This window comes from Microcoleus sp. B3-D7, assembly GCF_036705305.1.
In the GTDB taxonomy this organism is placed as follows: domain Bacteria; phylum Cyanobacteriota; class Cyanobacteriia; order Cyanobacteriales; family Microcoleaceae; genus Microcoleus.
In genome coordinates this window covers 1-2,142 of record NZ_JAUBUE010000122.1, presented here as the reverse complement: position 1 = coordinate 2,142, position 2,142 = coordinate 1, and the positions used below count along the sequence as shown (strand labels likewise).

2 protein-coding genes are annotated in these 2,142 nt (G+C 46.2%); one reads left to right on the top strand and one right to left on the bottom strand.

Annotated elements, in window-relative coordinates:
• On the bottom strand, positions 1 to 192 hold a 192-nt coding region (locus QUB25_RS29570; protein ID WP_333189033.1), incomplete at its 3' end, for a hypothetical protein.
• Positions 193 to 541: 349 nt separating this feature from the next.
• Here QUB25_RS29570 and QUB25_RS29565 point away from each other — a divergent pair.
• Positions 542 to 2,119 (top strand): reverse transcriptase domain-containing protein, encoded by a 1,578-nt coding sequence (locus QUB25_RS29565; protein WP_333189031.1) that lies wholly within the window; start codon positions 542 to 544, stop codon positions 2,117 to 2,119.
• Positions 2,120 to 2,142 lie beyond the last annotated feature (23 nt).

The following is a 2,142-nucleotide window of genomic DNA, read 5'->3' as shown; positions in this document are numbered from 1 at the left end:
AGAGTGCGATTCGTTGAAGCGTGAATCACGGTGAAAACCCGACACATAACGTTTCCAGCCACGAGGCTGAACTCTCGGTCTGATAAGGGTGCAAGTCCCTTCTGCCAGACTCAGGTATGACTCCCTATCTGCCCACACCGACCAAGCTCGATTCTCGGAGAGTGAAGCTGGGAACAGGACGCAATCAGACATCTAATGTGAGGTGACACTGGCGTTAATGGGGAGTTCCGATGGTGAAAACAGAGCCTAGAAAAGTAACTTAGTCTTGAGCGGGACACAGACAAAAACTCCCGACTCCACTGGAGTTCATTCCCGCCGAATCTTTTTCCAATATCGGCAAGAGTCCAGGGAATCCAGTAGTTAAATTGGCCCCACCTAAAGGAACAATCAATCTAACCGAGGGAACGAAGAAAAACGAATTGAGGGTCAAGGGGAAGTCGAACCCTTTCGTAGGCTAGACGAGCAGCGGAACCCCCTCCGTTCGGGTAGGACAGACCGTAATTGGTCTGAGGTGTTCAGAAAACATAAGTTAGAGCAGAGCATGATTAGACACAGCAGCAATGTTAGTGAATCTTGGAAAACGTTACCGTGGAAGAAATTCCGCCGTGATTTATTCCGCCTACAAAAGCGCGTGTATAAAGCGATTCAGGTTGGAGACAAGCCGAAAGCAAAGTCCCTTCAAAAGCTAATTCTGAAATCTCGGGCTGCAAGAATGTTGGCGATACGTCAAGTAACTCAACTTAATGCTGGCAAAAAGACTGCGGGAATCGATGTCCAAGCCTCACTCACATTTGAGGAAAGATTCGCTCTGACTGAAGAACTTAGAACCAAAAGTAACAACTGGAAACATCAGAAGTTACGTTCAATACCAATCCCTAAAAAGGATGGGAGTACCCGCCTCCTTAAGATACCTACTATCGCTGATAGAGCGTGGCAATGCCTCGCAAAATACGCGCTAGAGCCAGCACACGAAGCAACTTTTCATGCTCAGAGTTATGGGTTCAGAACGGGAAGGTCGGCGCACGACGCGCAGAAAAAACTGTTTCATAATCTACGCTCCCAGAGTAATGGAATAGAAAAACTGGTTATCGAACTCGATATCGAAAAATGCTTTGACAGGATAAGCCACACCAGCATAATGGAACGACTCATCGCCCCAAAGGGCATTAAGACCGGAATATTCCGTTGTCTAAAAGCAGGAGTCAACCCAGAATTTCCAGAACAAGGAACCCCACAAGGGGGTGTGGTAAGCCCATTACTAGCCAATATCGCGCTCAATGGAATTGAGGAGATACACCAATCAGTTCGCTATGCGGATGACATGGTAATAATTCTGAAACCTAAAGATGATGCGAAGGCAATACTTGATAAAGTCAGCGAATTTCTAGCAGAACGAGGGATGAAGGTTAGTGAAAATAAAACTAAGCTAACAGCTACGACAAATGGGTTTGACTTCCTCGGTTGGCATTTCAAAGTGCAGAACAACGGGAAATTTAGATGCGTTCCATCAGCGGATAATTTTAAAGCGTTCCGTCAGAAGGTAAAACACATTGTCAACAGCTCGAATTATGGAGCTACGGACAAGGCTGAGAAATTAGCCCCTGTGGTTAGAGGATGGAGAAATTACCACCGCTTCTGCAAGATGGACGGGTCGCGCGACTCGCTATACCACATCGAAACAAGAGCTTTCAAGGTATTCAATAAGGAATCGAAACAATCTCGCTACACCAGCAAGAAACTGCTTGACAAAGCATTCCCATCGGTTTCTTTCTCCGAAAACAAATTTGTCAATGTCAAAGGGGAGAAATCACCTTACGACGGAGATATAGCCTACTGGAGTGAGCGTAACAGTAAGCTCTATAACGGCGAAACCTCTAAAGCCTTAAAACGGCAAAACCATAAATGTGGAAAATGTGGCTTAAAAATGCTAAGCGATGAAAAGGTACATCTGCATCATGTAGATGGTTGCCACAGTAATTGGAAAATAAACAACCTTTTAGCGGTTCACGAAAGCTGCCACGATTATCTCCACATGAGCAAAGGCGCAAGCCAAGAACATCGGGAGCTGGGTGCGGTGAAAGTCGCACGCCCAGATCTAACTGAGAGGGGCGGGGAATAATATCCCCCCTCGACTCAACCAGT

What these genes read in the sequence shown, in the direction of transcription:
- QUB25_RS29565 (WP_333189031.1), top strand. Translation starts at nt 542, where the DNA reads ATGATTAGACACAGCAGCAATGTTAGTGAATCTTGGAAAACGTTACCG.